Source organism: Pseudomonas sp. NBRC 111143, assembly GCF_001320965.1.
Taxonomy (GTDB): domain Bacteria; phylum Pseudomonadota; class Gammaproteobacteria; order Pseudomonadales; family Pseudomonadaceae; genus Aquipseudomonas; species Aquipseudomonas machongensis.
This window is the reverse complement of record NZ_BCBT01000056.1, coordinates 1-22,584: the sequence shown is the minus strand read 5'-3', so window position 1 is coordinate 22,584 and position 22,584 is coordinate 1. Positions and strand designations below refer to the sequence as shown.

At 63.5% G+C, this 22,584-nt stretch carries 20 protein-coding genes and 1 riboswitch; of the genes, 9 read left to right on the top strand and 11 right to left on the bottom strand.

Annotated features, from left to right (window positions below; translation table 11 throughout):
* Nucleotides 1–42 precede the first annotated feature (42 nt).
* Complete coding sequence (locus tag APH44_RS23610) at nucleotides 43–660, top strand: hemolysin III family protein (protein ID WP_054894833.1); 618 nt, start codon at nucleotides 43–45, stop codon at nucleotides 658–660.
* 9 nt (nucleotides 661–669) lie between these two features.
* Here APH44_RS23610 and APH44_RS23605 read toward each other — a convergent pair whose 3' ends face one another.
* A complete protein-coding gene (locus APH44_RS23605) occupies nucleotides 670–1,389 on the bottom strand; it encodes a 16S rRNA (uracil(1498)-N(3))-methyltransferase (RefSeq protein ID WP_054894832.1) in 720 nt (239 codons plus the stop codon).
* A 133-nt stretch (nucleotides 1,390–1,522) separates the two neighbouring features.
* Nucleotides 1,523–2,929: an adenosylmethionine--8-amino-7-oxononanoate transaminase gene (locus APH44_RS23600; protein WP_054894831.1), complete on the bottom strand. Its 1,407-nt coding sequence runs from the start codon at nucleotides 2,927–2,929 to the stop codon at nucleotides 1,523–1,525.
* A 260-nt stretch (nucleotides 2,930–3,189) separates the two neighbouring features.
* Here APH44_RS23600 and APH44_RS23595 point away from each other — a divergent pair, with 260 nt between their 5' ends.
* The 3 genes from APH44_RS23595 (at nucleotide 3,190) to APH44_RS23585 (ending at nucleotide 6,371) form a co-directional block, all read left to right on the top strand.
* Nucleotides 3,190–4,989 carry a flavin monoamine oxidase family protein gene (locus tag APH44_RS23595; protein ID WP_054894830.1) on the top strand — a complete coding sequence of 600 codons (1,800 nt, stop codon included), beginning with the start codon at nucleotides 3,190–3,192 and terminating at the stop codon, nucleotides 4,987–4,989.
* 217 nt (nucleotides 4,990–5,206) lie between these two features.
* Nucleotides 5,207–5,758, top strand: coding sequence for a cytochrome b (locus APH44_RS23590; RefSeq protein WP_054894829.1), 552 nt, complete (start codon nucleotides 5,207–5,209; stop codon nucleotides 5,756–5,758).
* Between the two features lie 34 nt (nucleotides 5,759–5,792).
* A complete protein-coding gene (locus APH44_RS23585) occupies nucleotides 5,793–6,371 on the top strand; it encodes a YceI family protein (protein ID WP_054894828.1) in 579 nt (192 codons plus the stop codon).
* Between the two features lie 53 nt (nucleotides 6,372–6,424).
* On the opposite strand, the gene APH44_RS23580 is transcribed toward APH44_RS23585, so the two are convergent.
* The 4 genes from APH44_RS23580 to ahcY form a co-directional block, all read right to left on the bottom strand.
* On the bottom strand, nucleotides 6,425–8,329 hold the full coding sequence (locus tag APH44_RS23580) for a DEAD/DEAH box helicase (protein ID WP_054894827.1): 1,905 nt from the start codon (nucleotides 8,327–8,329) through the stop codon (nucleotides 6,425–6,427).
* A gap of 339 nt (nucleotides 8,330–8,668) precedes the next feature.
* Complete coding sequence (locus APH44_RS23575) at nucleotides 8,669–9,745, bottom strand: hypothetical protein (protein WP_054894826.1); 1,077 nt, start codon at nucleotides 9,743–9,745, stop codon at nucleotides 8,669–8,671.
* A gap of 91 nt (nucleotides 9,746–9,836) precedes the next feature.
* Nucleotides 9,837–10,682, bottom strand: coding sequence for a methylenetetrahydrofolate reductase [NAD(P)H] (metF, locus tag APH44_RS23570; RefSeq protein ID WP_054894825.1), 846 nt, complete (start codon nucleotides 10,680–10,682; stop codon nucleotides 9,837–9,839).
* Between the two features lie 131 nt (nucleotides 10,683–10,813).
* A complete protein-coding gene (gene ahcY, locus APH44_RS23565; RefSeq protein WP_054894824.1) occupies nucleotides 10,814–12,223 on the bottom strand; it encodes an adenosylhomocysteinase in 1,410 nt (469 codons plus the stop codon).
* Nucleotides 12,224–12,244: 21 nt separating this feature from the next.
* A riboswitch (S-adenosyl-L-homocysteine riboswitch) is annotated at nucleotides 12,245–12,340 on the bottom strand.
* A 179-nt stretch (nucleotides 12,341–12,519) separates the two neighbouring features.
* Here ahcY and APH44_RS23560 point away from each other — a divergent pair.
* Nucleotides 12,520–12,921, top strand: coding sequence for an acyl-CoA thioesterase (locus tag APH44_RS23560; RefSeq protein ID WP_054894823.1), 402 nt, complete (start codon nucleotides 12,520–12,522; stop codon nucleotides 12,919–12,921).
* Nucleotides 12,922–12,979: 58 nt separating this feature from the next.
* On the opposite strand, the gene APH44_RS23555 is transcribed toward APH44_RS23560, so the two are convergent.
* Nucleotides 12,980–14,215, bottom strand: a complete 1,236-nt coding sequence (locus APH44_RS23555; RefSeq protein WP_054894822.1) for a sodium:proton antiporter — start codon at nucleotides 14,213–14,215, stop codon at nucleotides 12,980–12,982.
* Between the two features lie 200 nt (nucleotides 14,216–14,415).
* On the opposite strand from APH44_RS23555, the gene APH44_RS23550 reads away from it, so the two are divergent.
* Both APH44_RS23550 and APH44_RS23545 read left to right on the top strand, forming a co-directional pair.
* On the top strand, nucleotides 14,416–15,249 hold the full coding sequence (locus APH44_RS23550; protein ID WP_054894821.1) for a DMT family transporter: 834 nt from the start codon (nucleotides 14,416–14,418) through the stop codon (nucleotides 15,247–15,249).
* A 24-nt stretch (nucleotides 15,250–15,273) separates the two neighbouring features.
* On the top strand, nucleotides 15,274–15,660 hold the full coding sequence (locus APH44_RS23545) for an MAPEG family protein (protein WP_054894820.1): 387 nt from the start codon (nucleotides 15,274–15,276) through the stop codon (nucleotides 15,658–15,660).
* Nucleotides 15,661–15,699: 39 nt separating this feature from the next.
* Here the strand turns inward: APH44_RS23545 and APH44_RS23540 are convergent, their stop codons facing one another.
* Entirely contained in the window at nucleotides 15,700–16,851 is a 1,152-nt protein-coding gene (locus tag APH44_RS23540; RefSeq protein ID WP_054894819.1) for a murein transglycosylase A, read from the bottom strand.
* Nucleotides 16,852–16,970: 119 nt separating this feature from the next.
* Between APH44_RS23540 and APH44_RS23535 the strand changes: the two genes are divergently transcribed.
* The gene (locus APH44_RS23535) at nucleotides 16,971–17,417 is read left to right on the top strand and encodes a cytochrome c (RefSeq protein ID WP_054894850.1); all 447 of its coding nucleotides are present in this window, start codon (nucleotides 16,971–16,973) and stop codon (nucleotides 17,415–17,417) included.
* 46 nt (nucleotides 17,418–17,463) lie between these two features.
* Here the strand turns inward: APH44_RS23535 and APH44_RS23530 are convergent, their stop codons facing one another.
* The 3 genes from APH44_RS23530 to APH44_RS23520 all read right to left on the bottom strand — a co-directional run bounded on the left by APH44_RS23530 (nucleotide 17,464) and on the right by APH44_RS23520 (nucleotide 20,265).
* A complete protein-coding gene (locus APH44_RS23530) occupies nucleotides 17,464–17,859 on the bottom strand; it encodes a DUF1090 domain-containing protein (RefSeq protein WP_054894818.1) in 396 nt (131 codons plus the stop codon).
* 204 nt (nucleotides 17,860–18,063) lie between these two features.
* Nucleotides 18,064–19,254 (bottom strand): methionine adenosyltransferase, encoded by a 1,191-nt coding sequence (gene metK / locus APH44_RS23525; protein WP_054894817.1) that lies wholly within the window; start codon nucleotides 19,252–19,254, stop codon nucleotides 18,064–18,066.
* A gap of 12 nt (nucleotides 19,255–19,266) precedes the next feature.
* Entirely contained in the window at nucleotides 19,267–20,265 is a 999-nt protein-coding gene (locus APH44_RS23520) for a metalloregulator ArsR/SmtB family transcription factor (protein WP_054894816.1), read from the bottom strand.
* 279 nt (nucleotides 20,266–20,544) lie between these two features.
* On the opposite strand from APH44_RS23520, the gene tkt reads away from it, so the two are divergent.
* Complete coding sequence (gene tkt / locus APH44_RS23515) at nucleotides 20,545–22,542, top strand: transketolase (protein ID WP_054894815.1); 1,998 nt, start codon at nucleotides 20,545–20,547, stop codon at nucleotides 22,540–22,542.
* The last annotated feature ends 42 nt before the right edge of the window (nucleotides 22,543–22,584 follow it).

The window sequence follows — 22,584 nt, the reverse complement described above, 5'->3', positions numbered from 1 at the left end:
GCCCGCCAGGAACCCATTGGCTTTGTGGAGGTCTGAGCCTGCATGTACTACGGTGAACGCTTCAACGCCTGGACCCACCTGGTCGGTGCTGTCCTGGCCTGTATCGGTGCCATCTGGCTGATCGTCGTCGCGGGCCTGCAAGGCGACCCCTGGAAGATCGTCAGCTTCTCCATCTACGGCTTTACGCTGCTGTTGCTCTACAGCATTTCCACGCTCTATCACAGCACGCGCGGCCGGGCGAAGGTGGTCATGCGCAAGCTCGATCACCTGTCGATCTACCTGCTCATCGCCGGCAGCTATACACCGTTCTGCCTGGTCAGTCTGCGCGGACCCTGGGGCTGGAGCCTGTTCGGCATCGTCTGGGGCCTGGCGGTGATCGGCATGCTCCAGGAGATCAAACCGCGCTCCGAGGCACGGATCCTCTCGATCATCATCTACGCGGTGATGGGTTGGATCGTGCTGGTGGCGGTCAAGCCGCTGCTCCGCAGCCTCGGTGGCGCCGGCTTTGCCTGGCTGGCGGCCGGCGGCGTGCTGTACACCGTCGGCATCATCTTTTTTGCCTTCGACAGCCGCTTTCGCCACTGGCACGGCATCTGGCACCTGTTCGTCATCGCTGGCAGCCTGATGCACTTCGTCGCGGTGTACTTCTACGTGCTATAGGGGCTGAGCTTAGAAATCGCCCCACAGCTGCTGCGCCACCGACAGCGCCACCACCGGCGCCGTCTCGGTGCGCAGTACGCGAGGGCCGAGGCGGGCGGCGTGGAAGCCGGCGCCCTTGGCCTGATCGACTTCGGCATCGCTCAAGCCACCCTCAGGTCCGATCAGGAAGGCCAGGCGTGTCGGTTTGTCATGGCTGGTCAGCGGCTCGGCCACCGGGTGCAGGACCAGCTTGAGATCGGCCTCGCTGTCTTTTAGCCATTCGGCCAGGGTCACCGGCGGGTGGATCACTGGCAGCGTAGAGCGCCCGCATTGTTCGCAGGCGCTGATCGCCACCTGGCGCCAGTGAGCCAGGCGCTTGTCGGCGCGCTCGTCCTTCAGGCGCACTTCGCAGCGCTCGCTGACGATCGGGGTGATTTGGCTGACGCCCAGCTCGGTGGCTTTCTGGATCGCCCAGTCCATGCGCTCACCGCGTGACAACCCCTGGCCGAGGTGGATGTGCAGCGGCGAATCGGGCTGGCCGGACAGAGCCTGGTCGAGGCTGACCCGCACGGATTTCTTGCCCACGTCGAGCAACTGGCCGAGGTATTCCTGGCCGCTGCCGTCGAACAGTTGCACGGCGGCGCCGGCGCTCATGCGCAGCACGCGGCCGATGTAATGGGCCTGGGCCTCGGGCAACTCGTGCTCGCCAAGGCTCAGGGGGGCGTCGATGAAGAAACGGGACAGTCTCATGGTTCGGCTCGGAATAGGGGTGAGGACATCATCCTCTGTGGGAGCGGGCTTGCCCGCGAATGCGGTGATGAAATTCACTGATGCATTCGCGGGCAAGCCCGCTCCTACAGGGTTAGGCGGGGAGTTTGCCGGCCTAGCCCGGATCGCGGAAGTCGGGATGAAAATCGGCCGGCACCGCCACGCTGACACTGTCACGGGTGGCGATATCGATGCCTTCGCTGGCCACTTCGGCCAGGAAGTCGATCTGCTCCGGGGTGATCACGTAGGGCGGCAGGAAATACACCACGCTGCCCAGCGGTCGCAACAGCGCGCCGCGGGTCAGGGCATGCTCGAAGACCTTCAGGCCGCGGCGTTCCTGCCACGGATAGGCGACCTTGCCGGCCTTGTCCTTGACCATCTCGATGGCCAGGGCCATGCCGGTCTGGCGCACTTCGGCCACGTTCGGGTGATCGACCAGGTGCGCGGTGGCGCTGGCCATGCGCGCCGACAGCGCTTTGTTGGCGTCGATCACCTGGTCCTGCTCGAAGATGTCCAGGGTCGCCAGCGCGGCGGCGCAGGCCAGCGGGTTGCCGGTGTAGCTGTGCGAATGGAGGAAGGCGCGCAGGGTCGGGTAGTCGTCGTAGAAGGCCTGGTACACGTCATCGGTGGTCAGGCAGGCGGCGAGCGGCAGGTAGCCACCGGTCAGGGCTTTGGACAGGCAAAGGAAGTCTGGGCGGATACCGGCCTGCTCGCAGGCGAACATCGTGCCGGTGCGGCCGAAACCGACGGCGATTTCGTCATGGATCAGGTGCACACCGTAACGGTCGCAGGCTTCGCGCAGCAGCTTGAGGTAAACCGGATGATACATGCGCATGCCGCCAGCGCCCTGGATCAGCGGCTCGACGATGACCGCGGCGATCGTGGCGTGGTGTTCGGCCAGGGTCTGCTCCATGGCTGCGAACATGTTGCGCGAGTGTTCCTCCCAACCCATGCCTTCAGGGCGCAGGTAGCAGTCGGGGCTGGGCACCTTGATGGTGTCGAGCAGCAGGGCCTTGTAGGTTTCGGTGAACAGCGGCACATCGCCGACCGACATCGCGGCGATGGTTTCGCCGTGGTAGCTGTTGGTCAGGGTGACGAAGCGCTTCTTGGCGCCTTGGCCCTTGTTCTGCCAGTAGTGGAAGCTCATCTTCAGCGCCACTTCGATGCATGACGAGCCGTTGTCGGCGTAGAACACTCGATCCAGCCCGGCCGGAGTCATGGCCACCAGGCGCTCGGACAGCTCGATCACCGGTTGATGGCTGAAGCCTGCAAGGATGACGTGTTCGAGCTGGTCGACCTGATCCTTGATACGCTGGTTGATGCGCGGATTGGCATGGCCGAAGACGTTGACCCACCAGGAGCTGACCGCGTCCAGATAGCGCTTGCCCTCGAAGTCCTCGAGCCAGACGCCCTCGCCGCGGCGGATCGGGATCAGCGGCAGGCTCTCGTGGTCTTTCATCTGGGTGCAGGGGTGCCACAGGACCTTGAGGTCGCGCTGCATCCACTGTTGATTCAGGCCCATGGGGCGGATCTCCTGGCTGGGGTGGCAAGTAGGACGGCGTAAGCCTAAGCAAAGGCACCCCCAGGAACAACCTTGGATTTTGTGCTGGCTTGCGTGGTAGCGGGCTAGCCCATGAAAGGCTCAACATAGAAAACCGAACCATTCGAAGCACTTGATAGCGCTGTGCTGGCAGGCTCCTGGGACCTGACGTATTCTTAGCGCATCTCTCCTGGGGAGATCCTCCCCACTTACATTTCGCTTCTGATCCGGAGTTCGCCGACATGGCTGCTGCTTGGGTGCGCCTGTGCGCGTTGGTATTGATTGGTGCATCCAGCGCTGGTGCGCTGGCGAAGGACAAGACCCCCACGGCCATTGTCGTCGGCGGTGGCCTGGCTGGCCTGACGGCAGCCTACGAGCTGCAGGCCAAGGGCTGGCAGGTGACCCTGCTCGAAGCCAAGGGCGGCATGGGTGGCCGTTCGGGGCTGGCGACCAGCGAGTGGATCGGCAACAACAAGGCGCAGCCGGTACTCAATCAGTACCTGGACCGCTTCAAGCTGGAAACCTTGCCTGCGCCCGAGTTCGTGCGTACCCCAGGCTACCTGATCGACGGCGAGTACTTCAGCGCGGCCGACCTCGCCACCAAGCAGCCCGCGACCGCCGAGGCGATCAAGCGCTACGAGAAGACCCTCGATGACCTGGCCCGTTCGATCGATGACCCGATGAACCCGGCTGCCAACAGCACCTTGTTCGCCCTCGATCAGATCAACGTTGCCACCTGGCTGGACAAGCTGCAACTGCCAGCGACCGCCCGTCAGTTGGTCAACCAGCAGATCCGTACCCGGTATGACGAGCCCTCGCGTCTGTCGCTGCTCTATTTCGCCCAGCAGAGCCGGGTCTATCGTGGAGTCGGCGATCGTGACCTGCGTGCGGCACGCCTGCCTGGCGGCAGCCCGGTACTGGCACAGGCCTTCGTCAAGCAACTCAAGACCATCAAGACCAGCTCGCCGGTCACCGCCATTGTCCAGGACAAGGACGGCGTCACCGTCAAGGTGGGGGCCGTGGGCTACCAGGCTGACTATCTGGTCCTTGCCGTGCCGCTGCGCGCGCTGGCGAAGATCCAGATGACGCCGGGGCTGGACAACCAGCATCTGGCGGCACTCAAAGGCACCAACTACGGCTGGCGCGACCAGTTGCTGCTCAAGTTCAATAACCCGGTGTGGGAGAGCCGCTCGCGTATGTCGGGCGAGATCTTCAGCAACGCAGGCCTGGGCATGCTGTGGATCGAACCGGCGCTCAAGGGCGGTGCCAATGTGGTGATCAACCTGTCCGGCGACAACGCCCGCCTGCTGCAGGCCTTCGGTGACAAGCAGATGGTCGACCAGGTGCTGATTCGCCTGCATGCCTTCTACCCTCAGGCTCGTGGGGCCTTTACCGGTTACGAGGTCAAGCGCTACAGCACCGACGCCGGCACCGGCGGCGCCTACCTGGCCTACGGGCCGGGGCAGATCAGCAAGTACTGGCGTCTGTGGGAGCGCCCGGTGCAACGTGTCGCCTTTGCTGGCGAACACACCGATGCACTTTACCCGGGCACCCTGGAAGGCGCGCTGCGCAGTGGCCAGCGTGCCGCGGGCCAGGTCGAGGACCTGGCCGCTGGCAAATCCTTCGATCCAGTGGTCAAGGCGGCGCCGGTCGCTGCCGCTGCGGGCGCTGCGGCAGTCGGCGCGGCAGCCGCCAAGGACAGCAAGCCTGGCTTCTTCTCCCGTCTGTTCGGTGGCGACGACAAACCGGTGGCCAAGACCGAGCCGGTGACCAAGGCCGCTGAGCCGACACCCGCGCCGCCAGCTCCTGCTCCTGCAGCCGCACCAGCGGCGCCGGCCGTTGCGCCTGTGGCCAAGGAAGAGCCGGTCAAGGCCCAACCCGCCAAGGCTGCACCGACCAAGGCGGCACCTGCCAAGCACGCACCAGCGCACAAGCCGCCGGCCAAGCAGGCCAGCAAGACGGAGCCGGTGAAGAAGGCCGCCGCAAAAGCCGAGCCCGTCAAGAAGAAACCCTCGACCGACACTCAGGCCAAGGCCAACTGATTGGTCATTGCGGGCACTCGTGGCATTGCCGCGATGTGCCCGCGCTGTTGCCTGGCCTGGCAAGTCCCCCCGCGTTCGCCTACCGTTAATGTTTTCTTAATTGGATGAATTCAAAATAAGCTATCGATTTTCTCGATTATAAGAAGCGGACTTTTCCGCTTTATTTCGATACTTATCGCGTTATCTTGTGCACAGCTTTCACGGGGAATACGCCAACATGCAACTGCGCAATTCTGCTTCTCGCTATGGTGCGGTCAGCATCTTCCTGCACTGGGGCGTGGCCCTTGTCGTATTCGGGTTGTTCGGTCTGGGCCTGTGGATGGTCGGTCTCGACTACTATGATCCTTGGCGCAAAGCCGGGCCCGACCTGCACAAGAGCATTGGCCTGGTATTACTGGCTGTCATGCTGCTGCGGGTACTCTGGCGTTTGATCAGCCCACCTCCACCGGCTCCGGCCAGCCACGGGTCACTCACCCGCTTGGCCGCCAAGCTGGGGCACCTGGCGCTGTATCTGGGGTTGTTCGCGGTCATGGCCGCTGGCTACCTGATCTCCACTGCCGACGGTGTCGGCATTCCGGTCTTCGGTCTGTTCGAAGTACCGGCACTGGTCAGCAACCTGCCCGATCAGGCGGACACTGCCGGTGTGATTCACCTGTATCTGGCCTGGGGGTTGGTGATTTTCGCCATCCTGCATGCCCTGGCAGCCTTGAAACACCATTTCATTGACCGTGACGCGACCCTGGCTCGTATGCTGGGCCGCAAAGCTTGACTCTCAACCTCAATTGCAAAGGAAGGAAGTAAGGATGTTGAAAAAGACTTTTGCCGCCCTGGCGCTCGGTACCGCTCTGATTGGCGCTGGTCAGGCCATGGCCGCTGACTACAAGATCGACAAGGAAGGCCAGCATGCTTTCGTCGACTGGAAGATCAGCCACCTCGGCTACAGCTTCATCCACGGCACATTCAAGGACTTCGACGGTTCGTTCTCCTGGGACAGCGCCAAGCCTGAAGCCAGCAAGATCAGCGTCGACCTGAAGACTGCCAGCCTGTGGTCCAACCATGCCGAGCGCGACAAGCACATCGCCAGCGCCGACTTCCTGGACGTGAAGAAATATCCGGACGCCAAGTTCGTCTCCACGGCCGTCAAGTCCACCGGTGACAAGACTGCCGACGTGACCGGCGACCTGACCCTGCATGGCGTGACCAAGCCGGTCACCTTCAAGGCCGTGTTCAACGGCGAGGGCAAGGACCCGTGGGGTGGCGAGCGCGCTGGCTTCAACGCCAAGACCACGCTGAACCTGAACGACTTTGGCATCAAGGGCCCGGGCCCGACTTCCCAGACCCTGGATCTGGACATCAGCCTGGAAGGCGTGAAGCAGAAGTGATTCGCGTCATCTGAAACGACAAGGGGCCGCTATGCGGCCCCTTGTCGTTTCTGTCAGCCCTTGCGGGTCAACAGCGCCGGACGCTCGCCACGTGGGCGGCTCGGCAGGTCATCCAGTTGCTCGGGCGTCGGGTAACGGTCGAGCTTGGATTCCTTGCGGATGATCACAGGCGTGCTCTGCGACTCGCGCGGACTGCGTACGGCAGGTTCCTGGCGGTTGCTGTCGTCCCGGCGCGCACGGCCCGGGTTGCCATCGCGGCGTGCACCACCACCATTGTTGTTGCGGGGGCGCTTCTCGCCAGAACCCTGGCCGCCTTGGCGCTGGCCGCCGCTACCGTTGTTGTTGCGAGGCTGGCCCGAACCCGAACGCTGCCCCTGGCCTTGAGCCTGGCCGCCGTTGCCGCCCGGGCGACGGTTGCGGCCCTGGTTCTTGCCGTTCTGGTAAGGGCTGACGTAGTCGGCGCGGTTGCCGAAGTTGTCGATATCGTCGTCCAGGAACTCTTCCGGGTCGCGATCGGCAGGTACTTTGGGGGCATTGCCCTGGGCCTGGCCGGCCTGCTGCTGACGTGGCTTCTTGTTGTCGCGCTGCTTGCGTGGCTCCTGCTTCTTCTGCTGCGGCTTGTCGCCCGCAGTGCCCTTGTCGGCAGGCTTGTCGGCGGCCTGTTGCTTGGTCTTGCCTTTGTCCTTGCCCTTGTCCTTGCGCCCGCCGCTGCCTTCCTTGCTGCCTTCGGCACGTTGCTGCTGGTTGCGCCCGCCGCGGCCGTTGTTCTGCTGGCGCTCGCGCACCTCGGGTTTCTCGGCCTCGACCTGCGAGGCATCGAAGCCCATCAGGTCGCCATCCGGGATCCTCTGCTTGGTCACCCGCTCGATGCTCTTGAGCAGTTTCTCTTCGTCAGGTGCTACCAGCGAAATGGCTTCACCGGAGCGGCCAGCACGGCCAGTACGACCGATGCGGTGAACGTAGTCTTCCTCGACGTTGGGCAGTTCGAAGTTGACTACATGCGGCAACTGGTCGATATCCAGGCCACGGGCGGCGATGTCAGTGGCGACCAGCACCCGCACGCTGTTGGCCTTGAAGTCGGCCAGGGCCTTGGTGCGCGCATTCTGGCTCTTGTTGCCGTGGATCGCGGCAGCGGTCAGACCGTGCTTTTCGAGGTACTCGGCAAGGCGGTTGGCGCCGTGCTTGGTACGGGTGAAGACCAGCACCTGTTCCCAGGCGCCGAGGGTGATCAAGTGGGCCAGCAGCGCACGCTTGTGGCTGGCGGGCAGGCGGTAGACGCGCTGCTCGATACGCTCGACGGTAGTGTTGGGCGGCGTGACCTCGATGCGCTCGGGGTTGTGCAGCAACTTGTCGGCGAGGTCGGTGATGTCCTTGGAGAAGGTCGCCGAGAACAGCAGGTTCTGGCGCTTGGCCGGCAGGCGTGCGAGGACTTTCTTCACGTCATGGATGAAGCCCATGTCGAGCATGCGGTCGGCTTCGTCCAGAACGAGAATTTCCACCTTGGACAGGTCGACGCTGCCTTGGCCGGCCAGGTCGAGCAGACGGCCCGGGCAGGCGACCAGAACGTCGACACCCTTGGCCATCGCCTGGATCTGTGGGTTCATGCCGACGCCGCCGAAGATGCAGGCGCTGATGAAGTTCAGGTCGCGGGCATAGATCTTGAAGCTGTCGTGGACCTGTGCGGCCAGTTCGCGGGTCGGGGTCAGGACCAGGACGCGCGGTTGGCGCGGGCCGTGACGCTGCGATTTGTCGGGGTGACCACCTGGGAACAGGCGCTCGAGGATCGGCAGGGCGAAGCCACCGGTTTTACCAGTGCCAGTCTGCGCGGCGACCATCAGGTCGCGGCCTTGCAACACGGCGGGAATGGCCCGCTGTTGCACCGGGGTAGGCTGGGTGTAGCCCGCAGCCTCGATAGCGCGGACAAGTGCCTCGGAGAGACCGAGGGAAGCAAAGGACATGGGCAATCCTGTTCTCGTGTGGGCTGGGCCCTGTGGGATGTTCTGCCTGGCGCGACGGGCATCGGTGGGATGCGATCGCGTCCGGTCCAGCTGGGCTTACACTGCGCATCCTGGAGGCGGCGGGCGGGCACTTGAGGGTGCGTCGCTGCTGGTCGAGATGCCTTTTGCGAGGCCGAGCGTCCGGGCGTGAGCCGGGCGGGAAGGCCCGAGTATAACAGAGCTATCGCGATGTGCTGCGATCCTGCTGCTCAACGGCGTCGAGAAAATGTTCGGCGGAGTTTGCGTTGCGCGCATGCTGGGCAGTACAGGGGCGCTCCGCGATCGCCAGCAGGGCTGTACTCAGGCTTGCTGTGCGTCGAGCAGATGCCGTTCGATATCTTTGTGACGGGTGCCCAGCGACAGACGAAGGCCGGGTTGACGCAAGCATTCGCGCAGTTGCTCGGGGCTCATGCCGCCCTGGCGCTGATTGAAGTTTTCCAGGGCCTTGTCCCACCACGCCGTGGCGCAGGCGCGGTCGAATTCGTTGTCGTAGGGGTAGCAGCCGTAGAGCAGTTCACGGGCGAACTGGCGGTGACGACTTGGTAGCGTGAGGCTCATGGCCTTGTAGCCGAGGCGGTGCAGGGTGGGGGGGCGAGGCAGTTGATCGTTGACCAGCGTGATGTCGGCCATCGCGGCCTCGCCGAATGGATCGTCGCCGTGCTTGCGCAACCACGCCTGGATCTTGGCACGGAACTGGGCCTTGCGGCTCCAATAGTGATGGATGACGTCGGTGCAGGTGGCCAGTTGCAGCTTGCGGTAGGCGGCGACCGCCAGGCAGAACTCCTCGAGCGTATAGGCCTCGCGTGCCAGGGGATAAAGCTCGTCCATCAGCGCGATGGAGTGGTCCAGGATCGTTGCATCCTGTGCAGTCAGGCCCATGACACCGGAGTTGACCAGCGGCATCTGGCAGTCGGCCAGGCCACGCTGTTGCAGGAGCGTCAGCAGGTTCTTGTACAGCAGGCACTTCTGGTTTTCGCCGTAGCGACCGCCAATGGCATTGCACAGCAGGCTGCCGGGCTTTACCCGGCGGAACAGCTCTATGGGCGATTGGCGGAAAAAGGTATCGGTATCGATCAGCACTGCCAGCGGGTGCTGTTCGAGGACATGGCGCAGCAGCACATGCTTGCTGCGAAAGTGATACCCGTGCGGCTGATTCCAGGTTGTACGCGTGTGCTCATCGAGCAGGTGCACGGTGACGGGCAGCTTGGCGTAGGGTTCGGGGTTGTCGGTGTAGACCTGGATGTCCATGACTTCCCCTGGCGTCTTGCGCAGGTTGACCAGGGCGCTGACGATGCTGAAGCAGGCTTCCTGGTGATAGGTAGCCGGGCCGAAGGCGAGGTAGACGAGTTGCGGGGTGTCACGGTTGCACGGCTGCATCGGGGGAAACCTGGTATCAGCTTGAATGATCAAGGCTCCAATCTACGTTCGGAGCCTTAATCATTGCTTAAGCTATTGTTACCAATAGGTTTCAGCGCGGCAGCTTGAGGTTGTTCCAGATCGCCAGGCTCGGCTCGGCCTGGTTCAGCGTGTAGAAGTGCAGGCCCGGTGCGCCACCTTGCAGCAGCTCTTCGCACATCTTGCTGATCACTTCTTCACCGAATGCCTGGATGCTGGTGGCATCGTCGCCGTAGGCTTCCAGCTGCTTGCGGATCCAGCGCGGAATCTCGGCACCACAGGCGTCGGAGAAGCGCGCCAGCTTGCTGTAGTTGGTGATCGGCATGATGCCGGGCACTACCGGAATATCCACGCCCAGCTTCTGTACGCGCTCGACGAAGTAGAAGTAGCTGTCGGCGTTGAAGAAGTACTGGGTGATGGCGCTGTCGGCACCGGCCTTGACCTTGTGTACGAAGTTGGCCAGGTCGTCCTCGAAGTTGTGCGCCTGCGGGTGCATTTCGGGGTAGGCGGCAACTTCCAGGTGGAAGTGGTCACCGGTTTCCTGGCGGATGAACTCGACCAGGTCGCTGGCATGGCGCAATTCGCCACTGGCCATGCCCATGCCGGATGGCAGGTCACCGCGCAGGGCAACGATGCGCTTGATTCCGGCCGCCTTGTATTCGGCGATCAGGGCGCGCAGGTCGTCCTTGCTGTCGCCGACGCACGACAGGTGCGGGGCTGCCGGGACCTTCACTTCGTTTTCCAGTTGCAGCACGGTGTTCAGCGTGCGGTCGCGAGTCGAGCCGCCGGCGCCGTAGGTGCAGGAGAAGAAGTCGGGGTTATAGGTGGCCAGTTGACGGGCAACGGCCATGAGTTTTTCGTGACCGGCATCGGTCTTGGTCGGGAAGAACTCGAAACTGTAGCGGCGTTCCTGGGACATCGGTCGTTCCTCTGGCAGCGTGCTTCAAGCGCCAAGCTGCAAATAAAAGCCAGATCGGTGATGGCCGATCTGGCTTGGGCGTCGTTCAGATCCTTGCGCTGCTGCGGCGCGCAGTGCGCGCCGCACGCCGCTTAGTAGCGGTACGCGTCGGGCTTGAACGGGCCTTCGACAGTCACGCCGATGTACTCGGCCTGCTGTGGGGTCAGCTGGGTGACTACACCGCCGAAGCCGCGGACCATTTCCAGGGCCACTTCTTCGTCGAGCTTCTTGGGCAGCACTTCGACGGTCAGGCGCTCGGCCTTCTTCGCAGCTGGCAGCTCGGCGAACTTCTGCTCGAACAGGAAGATCTGCGCCAGTACCTGGTTGGCGAACGAGCCGTCCATGATGCGGCTCGGGTGGCCGGTGGCGTTGCCCAGGTTCACCAGACGGCCTTCGGCCAGCAGGATCAGGTAGTCGTCATTCTGCGGATCGAAGGTGCAGGCGCCGGTGCGGTGGATCTTGTGCACCTGTGGCTTGACCTCTTCCCATGCCCAGTTCTTGCGCATGAAGGCGGTGTCGATCTCGTTGTCGAAGTGACCGATGTTGCAGACCACTGCGCGCTTTTTCAGGGCCTTGAGCATGTTGGCGTCGCAGACGTTGACGTTACCGGTGGTGGTGACGATCAGGTCGATGCGGCCCAGCAGGTCCTTGTTGATGCCGGCTTCGGTGCCGGTGTTGATACCGTCCTTGAACGGCGAAACCACTTCGAAGCCGTCCATGCAGGCCTGCATGGCGCAGATCGGGTCGACTTCGGTGACCTTGACGATCATGCCTTCCTGACGCAGGGACTGGGCCGAGCCCTTGCCCACGTCGCCGTAGCCGATCACCAGGGCCTGCTTGCCCGACAGCAGGTGGTCGGTGCCGCGCTTGATGGCGTCGTTCAGGCTGTGACGGCAGCCGTACTTGTTGTCGTTCTTGCTCTTGGTGACCGAGTCGTTGACGTTGATCGCCGGGACTTTCAGCTCGCCTTTGGCCAGCATGTCCAGCAGGCGGTGCACGCCAGTGGTGGTCTCTTCGGTCACGCCGTGGATCTTGTCCAGCATGGCCGGGTATTTCTTGTGCAGGATTTCGGTCAGGTCACCGCCGTCGTCCAGAACCATGTTGGCGTCCCAGGGCTGGCCATCTTTCAGGATGGTCTGCTCGATGCACCACTCGTACTCCTGCTCGGTTTCGCCTTTCCAGGCGAACACCGGGATACCGGCAGCGGCGATGGCAGCAGCAGCCTGGTCCTGGGTGGAGAAGATGTTGCAGGACGACCAGCGCACTTCGGCGCCCAGGGCGATCAGGGTCTCGATCAGCACGGCGGTCTGGATGGTCATGTGGATGCAGCCGATGATCTTCGCGCCCTTGAGCGGTTGCTCGGCTTGATACTTGCGGCGCAGGCCCATCAGTGCGGGCATTTCCGATTCGGCGATGATGACTTCCTTGCGGCCCCAGTCGGCCAGGGAGATGTCGGCGACCTTGAAGTCGGAAAAACCAGCGGGCGTGTTTACAGCGCTCATGAAGAGCCTCCATTCGTAGTGTGCGAATGGGCGCCGTTGTGCGTTGAGCGTCCGCAGCAGCGGACAACGCCCCATCCGAGCCTGACAGGTGAACCTGCTGCAGCGCCCCTCGGACAGGTGGCGGGATGACCACCGCAGCGGGTGGCCATTGGAAAACGGCGAGATTATAGCCGCGCCCGTGTGACACACCCAAGACTTTCTGTCGATTTATCGCGACGATAGTCGATGTTCAATGGAGGCTGACCGGCGGGTCTGCCATCATTACCCCACGTCAGTCAGGCACGTCAGGAGTTGTAATGAATTTCCACACGCGCAAATGGGTAAAACCCGAAGACCTCAATCCCAACGGCACCTTGTTCGGTGGCAGCCTGTTGCGCTGGATCGACGAGGAAGCGGCGATCTACGCCATCGTCCAGTTGGGCAACCAGCGGGTGGTGACCAAGTATATTTCCGAGATCAACTTCGTCAGCGCCTCGCGCCAAGGCGAGATCATCGAGCTGGGTATCACCGCCACCGAGTTCGGCCGCACCTCGATCACCCTGCAGTGCGAAGTGCGCAACAAGATCACCCGCAAGAGCATCCTCACCGTCGACAAGATGGTCTTCGTCAATCTGGGCGAGGATGGCCTGCCGGCACCGCACGGGCGCACCGAGATCAAGTACATCCAGGATCAGTTCCCGGATTCGGCGGTGGAGTAGAGCTGGAAACCGTGCGGCGCACTTCGCGAGCTTGCCCGCGAAGTGCGCGCCATCGTAATCACGGCTGGGCGCTTACCCGTCGCACCACCTTGCCGATTGTCAGCCCCTGCACCAGGATCGACGATAGCACCACGATGTAGGTGATCGACAGCAGCAGGTCGCGTTCGTCGCCCACCGGCAGCGACAGCGCCAGGGCCACCGATACACCCCCGCGCAAGCCTCCCCAGGTCAATACCCGCACCGTGCCACGTGGCACTTCGCGCCAGCGCCGCAGCAAGACGATGGCCGGCGCCACGGTCAACAGGCGCGATGCCAGCACCGCGACCGCAAGCACGCCACCCGCTGCCAGGTGCAGCCAGTTGAACGGCAGCAGCAACAGCTCCAGGCCGATCAGGGCGAAGAGCAGGGCATTGAGCATGTCGTCGATCAGCTCCCAGAAACCATCCATGTAGCGACGGGTCATGTCGTTCATCGCCAGGTTACGCCCCAGGTTGCCGATGATCAGGCCGGCTACCACCATGGCGATCGGCGCCGACACGTGCAGCTCGTAGCACATGGCCGAGCCGCCGATCACCAGCGCCAAGGTCAGCATCACCTCCACCTGATACTGCTCGATGCTCTTGATCATGCGGTAGGTGGCGTAGCCGATCAGCCCACCGAACACCACGCCGCCTACGGCTTCGCGGGCGAACAGGATGGCGGTGTCGGAAACGCTTGGCGTCTCGCCGAGCTGGATGATGCCCAGCAGCACGGTGAACACCACCACCGCGGTGCCGTCGTTGAACAGCGACTCACCGACGATGGTGGTCTTCAGCGGTTTGGGGGCGTTGGCGGTACGCAGAGCACCGAGCACCGCGATGGGGTCGGTCGGCGAGATCAGCGCGCCGAAGAGCAGGCAGTAGATCAGCGGTACGTCCCAGCCGAACATCGCGAACACCCAGTGGGCGAGATAGCCGATTACCACGGTGGCGATCAGAACGCCGATGGTGGCGAGCAGGCCGATTGGCCAGCGGTAGCTGCGCAGGTCGCCGAGGTTGACGTGCAACGCGCCCGCGAACAGCAGGAACGACAGCATCCAGTGCATCAGCAGGTCATTGAAGTCGATCTGGTTCATCAAGCCTTCGACGCGTTCCTCCAGGCCGGGAAAGCCGATCAGGCTCAGGCCTTGCAGGATCAGTGAGAACAGCAGGGCGGTGACCATCACGCCGATGGCGGGCGGCAGGCCGATGAAACGGTAGTTCACATAGGTGAGGAGGGTGGTGAGGCAGATGAACGCGGCAACTAATTCAAGCATCCTGAATCCTGTGACAATGGCTTCCAAGTCGTAACCCGAACAGCTCGGGCAGTTCTTTGATGGCCTGACGGAGCACTCGGGACACACCTTATGACCGGAATTATCAGGATCGTTCCTCACTTCACGGCTGAAGCCGCGCCTACAGGCGCTGCCCGGATCGCGTATATAGTGACGCGAGTCTTGTTCAAGGAACCTTCCGCGTGCTGGCAACTTCCCTCGTCCTGATCGCCGCCCTGCTGCATGCCACCTGGAACACCCTCATCAAGTTCAGCGCAGAACGCCTGCTGGTGATCGCCAGCATGGACGCGGTGGCGCTGGTCTTCGCGGTGCTCGCGGTGGCGTTCGTCGAGCCCCCTCCGGCCGCGATCTGGCCTTGGCTGCTGGCCTCGGCGCTGGCCGAGCAGGTCTATCGTGTCCTGCTGATCAAGGCCTACCGGGTCGGTGACCTGGGCCTGGTCTATCCTCTGATGCGTGGATTGTCGCCGCTGGTGGTGCTGGGGCTGACCCTGGCTTTCGCCGGTGAGTCGCTGAGCGGCCAGCAGATCATTGGCATCCTGCTGATCCCCTGCGGCATGGCTTGTCTGCTCTGGCAGGGCGGTGGCGGTGATCGGCTGCCCTGGTCGATGCTGCCGGTGGTGGCGCTGATCGGCCTGTGCATCGGCTGTTACACCTGGTTCGACGGCCAGGCGGTGCGCCTGTGGGGTAAACCGTGGGACTATCTGGTCTGGCTCACTCTGCTGAGTGCCTGGCCGTTCCCGGTGCTGGCGGGCGTGGCCCGACGTGCACCCTTCGTGCTGTTCTGGCGCAGCCAATGGCGACTCGGGTTGGCGGTCGGGCTGTGTGTATTGCTGAGTTATGCCCTGGTGTTGTGGGCCATGCATCTGGGGTCGGTGGCGGAGGCGGCGGCGCTGCGGGAGGTCAGTGTGATCCTGGTGGTGCTGTTGGGCATGCGCTATCTCAAAGAACCTTTTGGCGGCCCGAGACTCCTAGCTTGCGGGCTGGTCCTGGCAGGCATGCTGGTGATGAAGCTCTGACCTTTCTGAACGAGGAGCCTGTCCATGACCGTTGCCCTGTGGTGCATCCTGATCGCCCTGGTCCTGCCGCCTTTGTGCGCATTGATTGCCAAAGTCGCCAGTGGCCGTTTTGGCTTGAGCGACAACCATGATCCGCGAGCCTTTCTCGACACGCTCTCGGGCCTGCCTCGGCGCGCCAATGCGGCGCAGCAGAACGGCTACGAGGCGTTTCCAGCCTTTGCCGCAGCGGTGCTGGTGGCGGATATCGTCGGCAACGCCGAGCAGGTGACCCAGGATGTGCTGGCGGTGCTGTATATCACCAGTCGGCTGCTGTACATCATCTGCTACCTGGCGGACTGGGCGGCGTTGCGCTCGCTGGTATGGTTCGCCGGATTGGCATTGATCGTGTCGTTGTTCGTCGTATCGGCATGAAGCCATCGCGGGCTTGCCCCGCGATAGCTTAACCCCCGATCACGGCACCTTCGGCACTTCAGGCAGAGCAGCCCCCTTGGGCCACAGCATCCAGATCTGCCCTTGTTGCTTCATGTTCCCAGCCAGCTCGCCGGCCTCGGGGCCGGTCCCCCAGAACAGGTCGGCGCGCACCTCGCCGGTGATCGCGCCGCCGGTGTCCTGCGCACCTACCGGGCGCACCACCGGCGAGCCGTCCGGTCGGGTGGTGGACAGCCACAGCAGGCTGCCCAGCGGAATCACCTTGCGGTCGATGGCCACGCTGTAGCCCGCGGTCAATGGCACGTTGAGCGAGCCGCGCGGGCCTTCGTCGCTGTCGGGGCCTGCGGCGAAGAACACATAGCTCGGGTTGCTCGCCAGCAGCTCCGGCACCCGTTGTGGGTTGGCCTGGGCCCAGGCGTGGATGCTGCCCATGGTCACGTCTTCTTTCTTCAACTGGCCCTGGTCCACCAGCCAGCGGCCGATCGGTCGGTAGGGGTGGCCGTTCTGGTCGGCGTAGCCCAGGCGCAGCTGGCGGCCGCTCTCCAGTTGCACGCGACCGGAGCCCTGGATCTGCAGGAACTGCAGGTCCATCGGGTCGGTCAGCCAGGCCAGCACCGGCGCCTTCACACCCTGGCGGTTGATCACTTCGGCGGTGTCGTAGGGCTTGAGCACACGACCTTCGATACGACCGCGAAGGCGTTTGCCTTTGAGCTCCGGGTATACGCTGGCCAGGTCGACCACGATCATGTCGTCTGGAGGGCCATAGACGGGGACCCGGGCTTGTGCCGTGCGCGTCAGGCTGCCTGGGTAGACCGGTTCGTAGTAACCGGTGATCAGGCCGTTGGCGTTGTTCTCGGCGGAGCGCAGGCCGTAGACCTGCAGGTTCTGTTGCAGGAAGGCACGTACCTGGGCGGGATCGCCCGGCACTGCAGCCGCCGCGCTGCACGTCGCAGCCCAGACCGGGTCGCGCTTGAGTTTCTCGCAGCCGTTGCGCCAGGCCTGAAAGCCTGCGACCAGGTCGCTGTCAGTGACGCTCGGCAAATCTTGCCAGGTGGCACCGGCATAGGTGGCGATGGCGTGGGGCTCGGGCTTGGTGCCCTCGCCGCCGTTGCAGCCGGCCAGCAGGGCCAAGGCCGGGAGCACCCAGGCCAGAGGGCGCAAAGCAGATTTCATAAGCGGGGTCCTGTTACGGGCGGAGATGAAAATTCGCCCTTGTCTTTTGTGTGGCTATTGGTCTTTGCCCGACGGGCGGCGATACTGGCGACCCGTTCATGCAGGCCGAAGAGACCGTGATGTTCAAGCGATTGACCGTAGTGCTGCTCGCCACCCTGACCCTGACCGCTTGCGAGCGTATCGATCCGAACTCGCCATTGGGCCAGCGCAAGGTAATCTTCAAGGACATGCTCAAGACCAGTGAAGACCTGGGCGGCATGTTGCGCGGCCGCTTGCCGTTCGATGGGGCGAGGTTCGCCGAGGGGGCGGTAAAGCTCGATACCCTGGCCCACGAACCCTGGCAGCACTTCCCGCAGGCTCGTGACGGGGGAGATAGCAGCGCCCGGCCTGAGGTCTGGGAGCGCCAGGCGCGTTTTCATGACCTGGCCCGCCGGCTCGAGAGCGTCACCGGTGAGCTGGTCGGTGTGACCCGCAGCCAGCCATTGGATGCTGCTGGGCTGAAGGCACCGATGGACCGCGTCGAGGCTGCGTGCAAGGCCTGTCATACCGAGTTTCGCAATCATTGATGATCTGCGGTGCCCTGTGTGGGAGCGACCGCGTTTGCCGCAGGCCTCAGCGCTCGAGTTCGTCGACCGCTTCCTGCAGTTCCTTCTTGGCGTCGGCGAGCTTTTCCTTGCGCTTGTTGATCTTCTCCGAGTCGCCCTTCTTCATGGCCTTGTCCAGGTCCTTGGTGCGCTGGTTCACTTCATGCCGGGCGTCGAGCACCTTCTGCTCGCGCTCCTTGCGCAGGCTGCTATCGGTGCAGTTGGCCGTGACTTCGCTCAGGGCTTTTTCCAGGCCTGCGACCTGGGCACTGTTGTTGTGTGCGCGGGCTTCGCTCAACTGGTTTTCGATGGCGCTGCGCTTGGCAGCGCAGCCGGTCAGGCCGGGCTCGGGCTGGGCGGCCTGCAGGGGGCCGGCGGCCAGGCCGACGGCAGCCAGCAGAACGAGCGTGGAAACTGATTTCATGAACTAGAGCCTCTTTTCAGGGCAGGGCGGCAAAAAGGGAAATCCTGCCCTGATTTTGCCCATTTGGAAACCGCAATGGACTGATCGCTGGCAAGATGAGGAAAGTGCCTACGTAATCAGTGCATTACACGGACTTGCAGTAATTTCCGGAAACGAAAAAGCCCCTGTCGATCACTCGCCAGGGGCTTTTGTCAGGCCGGGTGTTTACAGGCCGGCGGCGTCGCGCAGGGCGGCGGCGCGGTCGGTGCGCTCCCAGGTGAAGGTGGTGAAGGTGTCGTCACCCACGGTCTTCTGCTGCGGCTCACGGCCGAAGTGACCGTAGGCAGCGGTCTCCTGGTACATCGGGTGCAGCAGGTCGAGCATGGTGGTGATCGCGTAGGGGCGCAGGTCGAAACACTCGCGCACCAGCTGGATGATCTTGTCGTCGGACACCTTGCCGGTACCGAAGGTGTTGATCGAGATGGAGGTCGGCTGGGCTACGCCGATGGCGTAGGAGACCTGGATCTCGCAACGTTCGGCCAGGCCTGCGGCGACGATGTTCTTGGCCACGTAGCGACCGGCGTAGGCGGCGGAGCGGTCGACCTTGGACGGGTCCTTGCCGGAGAACGCGCCACCACCGTGACGGGCCATGCCGCCGTAGGAGTCGACGATGATCTTGCGGCCGGTCAGGCCGCAGTCGCCCACCGGGCCGCCGATGATGAAGTTGCCGGTCGGGTTGATGTGGTACTGGGTGCCCTTGTGCAGCAGTTCGGCCGGCAGGGTGTGCTTGACGATCAGCTCCATCACCGCTTCCTGCAGGTCTTTCTGCGACACTTCAGGGTTGTGCTGGGTCGACAGGACCACCGCGTCGATGCCGACCACCTTGCCGTTCTCGTAGCGGCAGGTGACCTGGGACTTGGCGTCCGGGCGCAGCCACGGCAGCAACTTGGACTTGCGCGCTTCGGCCTGACGCTCGACCAGACGGTGCGAGAAGCAGATCGGCGCAGGCATCAGCACTTCGGTTTCGTTGCTGGCGTAGCCGAACATCAGGCCCTGGTCGCCTGCGCCCTGGTCTTCCGGCTTGGAGCGGTCGACGCCCTGGGCGATGTCCACCGACTGCTTGCCGATGATGTTCATCACAGCGCAGGTGGCGCCATCGAAGCCGACGTCGGAGCTGTTGTAGCCGATGTCGATGATGACCTTGCGCACCAGGTCTTCCAGATCGACCCAGGCCGAGGTGGTGACTTCGCCGGCGATGATGGCGACACCGGTCTTGACCAGGGTTTCACAGGCTACGCGGGCGTATTTGTCCTGGGCGATGATGGCGTCCAGGACCGCGTCGGAAATCTGGTCGGCGATCTTGTCCGGATGCCCTTCGGACACGGACTCGGAAGTGAAAAGGGAGTATTCGCTCATCTCGAGGGGTTCCTAAAATTTACCGATGTGTGTGTCGCCAGCGGCCCGCTGGAAATGGCGGACCTGAATCTGGAAACCGTTACGCAAGCCAACATAGAGGCTGTCCCCGGGGGTCAGCCCCGCAGCATTGGCCCAACGGGCCAGGTCGTCCTGCTCGAAGCCAAGCCAGAGGTCGCCGCAGGCGTCCCGCGCCCACCCCTGATCATGGCTGCACAGCTCGGTGACCAGCAGGCTGCCGCCCGCCTTCACCCGTTTGGCCAGCAGGCGCAAGGCCAGGGCCGGGTCGCTGAAATGGTGCAGGACCATGTTCAGCACAACGCAGTCGGCTTCCACATCCGTTGCACCCAGTGCATCGGCCAACTGCAGGATTACATTATCCAGGCCTTCACGTTCGCAGACCTGGCGCGCCAGCTCGAGCATGGTCGGGCTGTTGTCCATCGCCGTGACCTGGGCGAAGCGCTGCGCCAGGTCGGGCAGGAAGCCGCCATCGCCGGGGCCAACCTCCAGCGCGCTGGCGTTGCTGCCAAAGCTCAGCTTGTCGAGCAGGGACAGCAGGCTTTCGCGGTATTGCGGCACGCCAGCGATCAGGTCCTGCTGGGCACGGAACTTCTCTTCGACGCGCTGGAAAAAGTCTTGGCTGGTGGCCGCGCGGCGCTGCTGCACCTGGGCAATACGCGCCTGCACATCGTCCGGCAGGGCCAGTTCGTCGACTTCTTCGAGCAGGGCCGCGTGCAGGCGTCCGCCCTGGCGCAGGCTGTCGGGCAGGGCGCGGCGATAGAAGATCGCATTGCCTTCGCGGCGCGTGGCCACCAGTTCGGCCTGGGCCAACACCTTGAGGTGGTGGCTCATGCCGGACTGGCCGATGTCGAAGATTTGCGCCAGCTCCAGTACGCCGAACGAGTCGCTGGCCAGGGCGCGCAGGACATTCAGGCGCAGCGCATCGCCACTGGCCTTGCACAGGGCAGCCAGTGCGTCGCTTTGCTGGGGTATCGCTTGCGCACGCAGGTTCATGGGGCGGCAGTCTAGACAGGCATCGTTGCCCTGGCAAGGCAATATCAAAAAGTTTTGATATTGCCTGATGGGTGGCTGATGCCTGGCTCCGGGAGCCGTGTGGGTGGGTTCACTCGCGCAAAGCACGACGCCGGTCCCACGTTTTTTACCCGAAGTGCCAGCCAATCACAGGAAAAATCCCCGACTGCGACCATCCGTCATTGCCCCGAAGGCCCCCAGTGGGCGAAAATGGCCGCCTTTTTTCGTTTCACCACTTATTCAAGCCTCAGGAGATAAGCGATGCCCAGCCGTCGTGATCGTGCCAACGCCATTCGTGCCCTCAGCATGGATGCCGTGCAAAAGGCCAACAGCGGCCATCCAGGTGCCCCCATGGGCATGGCGGATATCGCCGAAGTGCTTTGGCGCGACTACCTCAAGCACAACCCGAGCAACCCGAATTTCGCCGACCGTGACCGCTTCGTGCTGTCCAACGGCCATGGCTCGATGCTCATCTATTCGCTGCTGCACCTGACCGGCTACGACCTGTCCATCGATGACCTGAAGGCGTTCCGCCAACTGCACAGCCGTACCCCGGGCCACCCGGAATATGGCTACACCCCAGGCGTCGAGACCACCACTGGCCCGCTCGGCCAGGGCATCGCCAACGCGGTCGGTTTTGCCCTCGCCGAGAAAGTGCTGGCAGCGCAATTCAACCGTGAAGGCCACCAGATCGTCGACCACAACACCTACGTGTTCCTGGGCGATGGCTGCATGATGGAAGGTATTTCCCACGAAGTCGCCTCGCTGGCCGGCACCCTGGGCTTGAACAAGCTGGTCGCCTTCTACGACGACAACGGCATCTCCATCGACGGCGAAGTCCACGGCTGGTTCACCGACAACACCCCGGCGCGTTTCGAAGCCTACAACTGGCAGGTCATTCGCAACGTCAACGGCCACGACGCCGAAGAAATCAAGATGGCGATCGAGACCGCGCGCAAGAGCGACCGTCCGACCCTCATCTGCTGCAAGACCATCATCGGTTTCGGCTCGCCGAACAAGCAGGGCAAGGAAGACTGCCACGGCGCGCCGCTGGGCAACGACGAAATCGCCCTGGCCCGCAAGGAACTGAACTGGAACCACGGCCCGTTCGAAATTCCGGCCGACATCTACGCCGAGTGGGACGCCAAGGAAGCCGGTGCCAAGGCCGAAGCCGAGTGGAACCAGCGTTTCGACGCCTACGCCAAGGCTTTCCCTGAACTCGCCGCCGAGTTCAAGCGCCGCGCTGCTGGCGACCTGCCGGCCGACTTCGCCGAGAAGGCCCAGGCCTACATCAATGAAGTCGCCGCCAAGGGCGAGACCATCGCCAGCCGCAAGGCCAGCCAGAACACCCTCAACGCCTTCGGCCCGCTGCTGCCCGAGTTCCTCGGTGGTTCGGCGGACCTGGCCGGTTCCAACCTGACCCTGTGGAAAGGGTGCAAGGGTGTCGAGGCCAATGACGCCAGCGGCAACTACGTGTTCTACGGCGTGCGCGAGTTCGGCATGACCGCCATCATGAACGGCGTGGCCTTGCACGGCGGCCTGGTGCCTTACGGCGCCACCTTCCTGATGTTCATGGAATATGCCCGCAACGCGGTGCGCATGTCGGCCCTGATGAAGCAACGCGTCATCCACGTCTACACCCACGACTCCATCGGTCTGGGCGAAGACGGCCCGACCCACCAGCCGATCGAGCAACTGACCAGCCTGCGCAGCACGCCGAACCTGGACACCTGGCGTCCGGGTGACGCGGTCGAGTCGGCCGTTTCCTGGAAAGCCGCCCTCGAGCGCAAGGACGGCCCTTCGGCGCTGATCTTCTCGCGTCAGAACCTGCAGCACCAGGAGCGCAGCGCCCAGCAGATCGCCGACATCGCCCGTGGCGGCTACGTGCTCAAGGACTGCGCCGGCGAGCCTGAGCTGATCCTGATCGCCACCGGTTCCGAAGTGGGCCTGGCGGTCCAGGCGTTCGACAAGCTCAGCGAGCAGGGCCGCAAGGTCCGCGTCGTGTCGATGCCAAGCACCAGCGTGTTCGACGCCCAGGACGCTGCCTACAAGCAGTCGGTACTGCCGTTGGAAGTCGGTGCGCGTATCGCCATCGAAGCTGCCCATGCCGACTTCTGGTACAAGTACGTCGGCCTCGAAGGCCGCGTCATCGGCATGACCACCTACGGCGAATCGGCCCCGGCCGCCGCGCTGTTCGAGGAGTTCGGCTTCACCCTGGAGAACATCCTGGGTACCGCCGAAGAGCTGCTGGAAGACTGATGTAACGATCTGCGGGCGGTGTCGCCCTTGTTCGCGGGCAAG

Bases quoted from the DNA above. Each gene is read 5' to 3' on its own strand.
- APH44_RS23610 (WP_054894833.1), top strand. From the start codon at position 43: ATGTACTACGGTGAACGCTTCAACGCCTGGACCCACCTGGTCGGTGCT.
- APH44_RS23605 (WP_054894832.1), bottom strand. From the start codon at position 1,389: ATGAGACTGTCCCGTTTCTTCATCGACGCCCCCCTGAGCCTTGGCGAG.
- APH44_RS23600 (WP_054894831.1), bottom strand. From the start codon at position 2,929: ATGGGCCTGAATCAACAGTGGATGCAGCGCGACCTCAAGGTCCTGTGG.
- APH44_RS23595 (WP_054894830.1), top strand. From the start codon at position 3,190: ATGGCTGCTGCTTGGGTGCGCCTGTGCGCGTTGGTATTGATTGGTGCA.
- APH44_RS23590 (WP_054894829.1), top strand. From the start codon at position 5,207: ATGCAACTGCGCAATTCTGCTTCTCGCTATGGTGCGGTCAGCATCTTC.
- APH44_RS23585 (WP_054894828.1), top strand. From the start codon at position 5,793: ATGTTGAAAAAGACTTTTGCCGCCCTGGCGCTCGGTACCGCTCTGATT.
- APH44_RS23580 (WP_054894827.1), bottom strand. From the start codon at position 8,329: ATGTCCTTTGCTTCCCTCGGTCTCTCCGAGGCACTTGTCCGCGCTATC.
- APH44_RS23575 (WP_054894826.1), bottom strand. From the start codon at position 9,745: ATGCAGCCGTGCAACCGTGACACCCCGCAACTCGTCTACCTCGCCTTC.
- metF (WP_054894825.1), bottom strand. From the start codon at position 10,682: ATGTCCCAGGAACGCCGCTACAGTTTCGAGTTCTTCCCGACCAAGACC.
- ahcY (WP_054894824.1), bottom strand. From the start codon at position 12,223: ATGAGCGCTGTAAACACGCCCGCTGGTTTTTCCGACTTCAAGGTCGCC.
- APH44_RS23560 (WP_054894823.1), top strand. From the start codon at position 12,520: ATGAATTTCCACACGCGCAAATGGGTAAAACCCGAAGACCTCAATCCC.
- APH44_RS23555 (WP_054894822.1), bottom strand. From the start codon at position 14,215: ATGCTTGAATTAGTTGCCGCGTTCATCTGCCTCACCACCCTCCTCACC.
- APH44_RS23545 (WP_054894820.1), top strand. From the start codon at position 15,274: ATGACCGTTGCCCTGTGGTGCATCCTGATCGCCCTGGTCCTGCCGCCT.
- APH44_RS23540 (WP_054894819.1), bottom strand. From the start codon at position 16,851: ATGAAATCTGCTTTGCGCCCTCTGGCCTGGGTGCTCCCGGCCTTGGCC.
- APH44_RS23535 (WP_054894850.1), top strand. From the start codon at position 16,971: ATGTTCAAGCGATTGACCGTAGTGCTGCTCGCCACCCTGACCCTGACC.
- APH44_RS23530 (WP_054894818.1), bottom strand. From the start codon at position 17,859: ATGAAATCAGTTTCCACGCTCGTTCTGCTGGCTGCCGTCGGCCTGGCC.
- metK (WP_054894817.1), bottom strand. From the start codon at position 19,254: ATGAGCGAATACTCCCTTTTCACTTCCGAGTCCGTGTCCGAAGGGCAT.
- APH44_RS23520 (WP_054894816.1), bottom strand. From the start codon at position 20,265: ATGAACCTGCGTGCGCAAGCGATACCCCAGCAAAGCGACGCACTGGCT.
- tkt (WP_054894815.1), top strand. From the start codon at position 20,545: ATGCCCAGCCGTCGTGATCGTGCCAACGCCATTCGTGCCCTCAGCATG.